Annotated in this window: 5 protein-coding genes and 1 pseudogene; 4 read left to right on the top strand and 2 right to left on the bottom strand. The window is 65.4% G+C overall.

What is annotated here, in order from left to right; all coding sequences use genetic code 11:
• Both EN780_RS40810 and EN780_RS25830 read left to right on the top strand, forming a co-directional pair.
• Window positions 1-124, top strand: a pseudogene (locus EN780_RS40810) (aspartate/glutamate racemase family protein); the annotation flags it as partial.
• Window positions 125-128: 4 nt separating this feature from the next.
• Window positions 129-959 carry a GNAT family N-acetyltransferase gene (locus EN780_RS25830; RefSeq protein ID WP_128275703.1) on the top strand — a complete coding sequence of 277 codons (831 nt, stop codon included), beginning with the start codon at window positions 129-131 and terminating at the stop codon, window positions 957-959.
• A gap of 12 nt (window positions 960-971) precedes the next feature.
• Here EN780_RS25830 and EN780_RS25835 read toward each other — a convergent pair whose 3' ends face one another.
• Window positions 972-1,904: a GlxA family transcriptional regulator gene (locus EN780_RS25835; protein WP_128275704.1), complete on the bottom strand. Its 933-nt coding sequence runs from the start codon at window positions 1,902-1,904 to the stop codon at window positions 972-974.
• A gap of 88 nt (window positions 1,905-1,992) precedes the next feature.
• Between EN780_RS25835 and EN780_RS25840 the strand changes: the two genes are divergently transcribed.
• Both EN780_RS25840 and EN780_RS25845 read left to right on the top strand, forming a co-directional pair.
• Entirely contained in the window at window positions 1,993-3,144 is a 1,152-nt protein-coding gene (locus EN780_RS25840; protein WP_128275705.1) for a DJ-1/PfpI family protein, read from the top strand.
• 221 nt (window positions 3,145-3,365) lie between these two features.
• The gene (locus EN780_RS25845; RefSeq protein ID WP_245500139.1) at window positions 3,366-4,250 is read left to right on the top strand and encodes a hypothetical protein; all 885 of its coding nucleotides are present in this window, start codon (window positions 3,366-3,368) and stop codon (window positions 4,248-4,250) included.
• Between the two features lie 2 nt (window positions 4,251-4,252).
• Here EN780_RS25845 and EN780_RS25850 read toward each other — a convergent pair whose 3' ends face one another.
• A complete protein-coding gene (locus EN780_RS25850) occupies window positions 4,253-5,782 on the bottom strand; it encodes a hypothetical protein (protein ID WP_128275706.1) in 1,530 nt (509 codons plus the stop codon).
• Between the last annotated feature and the right edge of the window lie 84 nt (window positions 5,783-5,866).

A 5,866-nucleotide genomic window follows, 5' to 3' on the forward strand; every position in this document is an offset into this window, starting at 1 on the left:
GGCCGAGGCGCTGATTGCGCTTGGCCTGTCGACATCCAAACGCGGCGCCTATGCAAACCCGCTGGCAAAGCCCTATCGTGGCATTCTGAAATCCTTCGCCCCGGGTGCCGTCGCCGCCGAGTGATACGATGCCGAGAACAATCCGCGTGCTCGCTTCGCAAGAGGTGGAAATGCTTGTCGACTGGGCCGCGGGCGAAGGCTGGAATCCGGGCTTTGGCGATGCCGCCGTGTTCCAGGCGGCCGACCCCGAAGGCTTCATCGGCGCCTTCGTCGACGGCCAGATGGTGGCCGGCATTTCGGCCGTCGCCTATGGCGACCGCTTCGGCTTCATCGGCCTCTATATCTGCCGTCCCGACCGGCGCGGCGAGGGGCATGGCAAGGCGGTCTGGGACGCCGGCATGGCGCGGCTCGGCAATCGCACGATCGGCCTCGACGGTGTCGTCGAGCAGCAGCCCAATTACCGGCGCATGGGATTTCAGCCCGCCTACGAGACGCTCCGCTACAGCGGCCATGCCGCAGGTCTCGCCGGCGGCGGCGACATCCGGCCGCTGACGCCCGATCTGACTGCCGACGTCCTCGCCTATGACCGCGGCTGTTTCCCGGCGCCACGCCCGGCTTTCCTTGAAAGATGGCTGCAGCCGCCCCGCGTTGCCTTGCTGGCCGTGAAAGCCGGCCGGACTTGCGGCTACGGCGTGGCGCGGCAGTGCCGGGAAGGGTTCAAGGTCGGGCCGCTGTTCGCAGACGATACCGAGACCGCGCTGCGGCTGCTGGCTGCGCTGACCGACATGATGAGGGGCACGCTGCACATCGACGTGCCGGTGGCCAATGCGGATTTCATTGCGGCGCTTGGGGCCGCCGGCCTGTCGCCCGGCTTCAGCACGACCCGGATGTATCGGGGAGGCGCGCCGGCAAACGCGCAAGCCAGGGTGTTCGGCATAACCACGCTCGAGCTGGGCTGACGCGGGCGGCGGCTATCGGCGCGCCGAGCGCCGCAGCGCCTGGGGCGGCTGGCCGAAGCGGCGCATGAAGGCGCGGCGCATGCGGCCGGGATCGCCGAAACCGGTGGCGGCGGCGATGCGATCAAGAGAGGCGGAGCTGGTCTCCACCGCGGTTCGGGCGGTTTCCAGGCGCAGCCGCTCCACGGCCTTGGCAGGCGTAGTTCCCGTTTCTCCAGTGAAGGCACGGGCGAAGTGGCGCGGGCTCATGGCTGCGCGGTCGGCGAGAACCTCGACCGTCAGCGGCTCGTCGAGATGGTCCCGCATCCACTCAATCAAATCGGCGAAGCGGCCGGTGCGGCCGCCGAGCTCTACCAGCGAGGAAAACTGCGACTGGCCGGACCTGCGCTGGTGGACGACAAGCTGCTGCGCCGTGCGGCGCGCGACATCCTGGCCGAGATCGTCCTCGATGAGGGCGAGCGCGAGGTCGATGCCGGCGGAAATGCCGGCCGAGGTCCAGACATCGCCATCGTGAACGAAGATGCGGTCCGCATCGACGCTGATCCTCGGATAGCGGCGAGCGAAATCGTCCGTGCTTGCCCAATGCGTGGTGGCGCGGCGGCCGTCGAGCAGCCCTGCTTCCGCCAGCAGATAGGCGCCCGAGCAGACGCTGGCGATCCGCCGCGCGCGGCCGCGTTTCAGCCAGGCGGCGATCTGTTCGGCCGCCGCCAGCGAGCGCACGATCTCGCCGCCGGAAATGATGACCGTGTCGAAGCGCTCGTCGCGCAGAGGCTCGGTGGCGAGGCTGATGCCCGAGGAGCTTTCGATCGCGCCGCCGCCTGGCGCCAGCATCGCCAGCTCATAGCTGCCGGGGCAGAAACGACCGGCGATCTCGAAGGCCGCCGTCGGGCCCGCGGCATCCAGCAGCTGGAAACCCGGATGGATAATGATCGCGACTGTCCGATTCATGGCAGTTTTTGCACGATTTATGTCATTTCGGACAAAGCGTAGCGTCTTTACACTTCGGGTCAATCCTTCGACCTGATGGGAGTGAACTATGCGCTTGCGGACCATCTTGTGGAGCGGAGTGGCCGCCGTCCTGCTTGTCCTTGTGGCCGGGGCGGGATGGGTGCTGTCGCTGCCGCAGGCATCAGACGCCTTCGCCGCGCCGGCGATCGACAGGCAGGAGGCGGACGCCACGGTAGCGGCGCTGCGGCCGCGAAGGCAGCAGCGGCCGCTGATCGCCATCATCGGCATCAACGACGCCACCGAAACCACCGACTATCTCATGCCCTACGGCATCCTGAGGCGCGCCGATGTCGCCGATGTGATGATGCTGGCGACACAGCCGGGGCCGGTGACGCTGTTCCCCGTGCTCAAGGTGGAACCGGATGCGACAGTGGCGGAGTTCGATGCGCGGCATCCGCAAGGCGCCGACTACGTCATCGTTCCGGCGATGAGCCGCGACGACGATCCTGCGGTGCTTGAATGGCTAAAGCGCCAGTCGGCCAAGGGCGCCATCGTCATTGGCATCTGCGCCGGCGCCAAGGTGGTCGGCGCCAGCGGGTTGCTCGACGGCAAGCGGGCGACCACGCACTGGTATTCGGTGGGCGAGCTTCGCGACCGGCATCCCTCGATCCACTATGTCGCCGACCGGCGCTTCGTGGTTGACCAGGGTGTGGCGACAACGACGGGCATCACGGCGTCGATGCCGATGATGCTGACCCTGATCGAAGCGATAGCCGGCAGGCAGAAGGCCGAAGCCGTCGCGCACGAGCTTGGGCTCACCGGCTGGGATGCGCGCCATGCCAGCGGGGCCTTCAAGTTCACGCGTCCCTTCGCGCTGACGGCGATCAGCAACACGCTCGCATTCTGGGATCGCGAACAGCTAGGGCTGGAACTGACGCCGGGCATGGACGAGGTGTCGCTCGCCCTTGTCGCCGATGCATGGTCGCGCACCTACCGCTCGCGCGCCGTGACGGTTTCCGCGACGACTGAAGCCGTAGCGAGCCGCAACGGCATGCGCATCCTGCCTGACCAGGTCATCGCCAACTGGCCTTCGGAAGCGCGGATCGCCGGCTTCGAGCATCAGCCGCCGGCCGTGGCGCTGGACCAGGCGCTTCGAAACATCGCCGACCGCTACGGCACGGACACGACCGATTTTGTCGCCATGCAGCTCGAATACCCGAAGCAAAGCGCCGCGCAATAAGGCGCCTGCGCCGCGATTGGGCCCGACTGCACTTCAGGCTGGCGAGCGGTGACTTCTCCGGCGAACGCACCGCGGCCAAGTGGCGATGGTTGTACAAGGTTGTATTTCAGGAATGACTACAGAAACGCCTTCGGCGGCGCAGAGTTTGTTAATTTTTGCGAAGTAGCATAAGTACGAACGTGAAGCTATCCAGTTGGATTGGTAGTATTCCCGAGTCGTCGATGGCCGTTCCTGGCGCTCCTCCCTCCGATCTCAACTGTCGACCAATTCGCGAAGATGATTGGGAAGGCGTGCTCGATTGCCTGCGCAGAGGCTTTCCAATGCGTCGCCGCAAATACTGGATGCATGCGCTGACCCGCCTGGCGGAGCGGCCCGCGATCGCGGGTTGTCCGCGATATGGCTTTGCGCTGGAAAGTTCCGGCCGGATCGTCGGGGTCGTGCTGACCCTCTATGCCCGTTACCCGGGGCGAGAGGGCGACGAAATCCGCTGCAATATCTCAAGCTGGTCCGTGGACAAGGCATTCCGTCCCTACGCCATGAAATTGATCTGGCCGGTGCTCAGGCGACGGGACGTGACCTATACGAACATTTCGCCGGCACCCTCGACATTGAACGCCAACAAGGCGCTCGGCTTTCGCCTCTTCGCCAGCGGCCAATTCGCGTTCCTGCCGGCCTTGAGTTCGGCGCAGCCGTCATGCCGGGTGCTCGAGGTTCGCTCCGACCTCGCCGAGATGGCGATGCTGTCGGACAGCGAGAGATCCATTCTCGAGGACCATGCCGCGCTGGGCTGCCTCTCCTTCATCTGTGTTCGCGACGGGGCGGCGTATCCGCTGGTGCTGATGCCGCGCCGCATCCTGCACGGCCTGATCCCGTGCGCCCAAATCGTCTATTGCCGTTCGCTCGTGGACTTGGGCCGCTGCGCCGGTGCCGTGGGACGCATTCTCCTGCGGCGCGGAATCCTGCTTTGCCTCGTCGATGCGAATGGGCCGATCGCAGGCCTGTTCGGCCGCTACTTCGCGAACAAGGGGCTGAAATATTTCAAAGGGCCGAAACCACCTTCGCCCGGGGATCTGACATTCACCGAACTGGTGATCTTCGGCCCCTAAGATCAGGTTTGCTGACTGGTCCTCGCCGTCGCCATCTCGCGCCAGTGCGTTCCGAGCGAGACACCGACGAGCAGCAGGCAGAAGCTGAGCGCGAGCGGCGAGTAGAACGCCTCTTCCTGCAGCACGGCATTGGCCGAGATGGTGACGATGCCGACAAAGGCAAACAGGAAATCCGGGTCGCCGGTGTCGACCAGCCGCCGCCGTGCCGCAACGGCGAGCGCTGCCAGGAAGCCGAAGAAGACGAAGCTGCCAATCCCCATCTGGTAGAGCATGACGCCGACCGCGCTTTCGACGGGGACGGAGGCGACGCCCTCGGCCTGGGCGGTCGCCCAACTGAGATTGAGGCTGGTGCTCGACAGATTGCCGCCAAATCCCAATCCTTGCCCAAGCGGGTTGGCCATGAAATCGCGCAGGCCGGCCATCAGGCCAAGCACGTGATAGTCGCCATGCGTGGCGCCATAGGCGATGGCGGCGGTCGTCCAGATCGCCGCCAGGGCCAGGACGGCGGCGAGCGTCAGGCGGGCGCGGGAAGGGCGGTAGATGATGCGCATGGCAAGCGCGATGAGCAAAAGGAACGTCGCGCCCTTGGAGCCGATGACCAGAAGCAGCGGCAGGGCGGCGATGGGCAGCAGCCAGCGGCCCCTGAACAGGAGCCAGGCCGAGATGGTGCTGAGCGCGTAGGCATAGCTGATCGAATGGAAATTCGGGCCGCCGATGCGGAAGACGCTTGGCAGGATGTCGTTGAAGAACGGCGTGTTGAAGAAGGTCGTCGTCATCACGTCCTGCAGGCCGCGGAAAACGAAGCCCGTTTCCTTGAGCGACTTCTCCCAGACGCCGGTCTCGATCTGCCGCGCGATGTTGCGCTGGATGTAAAGGTCGCCGTGGAACAGGCTGAGGAAATCCATCGTGAAGGTCAGCTCCACGTAGCCGTAGATGATGGCACCGGCACCGAGCCAGAACATGCTCTTGCGCAGGTCGACCGGATAGAGGCTGGCGGCAAGCACCGCGATGTGGAAGCAGGCGAGCGGCGTGATCGTATTGCGGAAATAGACGACCGCATCCTTGGGCTGGCCGTGCACGATCCCCAGGGCAAGATAGAAACAGATCGTCCCGCACAGAGCGATGCTCAGCAGCAGCCAGAAGCGCAATTCGGTCAGGGCGCGCACGCGCTGCTGGAACGACGCGGCAAGGAAGATGCAGAACGCGGTCATCAGGATGACGAAGTTGGTGCCGCGCAGCGCGTCGAACGTATCGTTGTCGGGGATGTAAGGGGTGTACCAGGTCACTATGAGGTTCTGGTAGAGGAAGGCGCAGATGATCAGGACCGGGACGCCAGCGGGCATGGCGTTGGCCACGATCAGCGTCAGCAGAAATGTCGCCGCGATGCCGAACGGTGTCCAGACGGCGAAGGCCGAGACCGTCAAGGCAACGACGGAGAGCGACACGATGACATGCAGCAGCGCGTCATCGCGCGGCGCCTCCAGTTTCGACGCGTCCAGGCCGACCGGTGGATATGTCCCGGTGACGCTCATTGCCGGTCGGCCTTGACCGTCGCAGGCATCGGCGCCCGGATGTGCTGAGCCTTGTCCATGTCAGTCCTCGCCGCCGCCGAGGAG

The sequence above is a fragment of the Mesorhizobium sp. M4B.F.Ca.ET.089.01.1.1 genome, assembly GCF_004022605.1.
Taxonomy (GTDB): domain Bacteria; phylum Pseudomonadota; class Alphaproteobacteria; order Rhizobiales; family Rhizobiaceae; genus Mesorhizobium; species Mesorhizobium abyssinicae.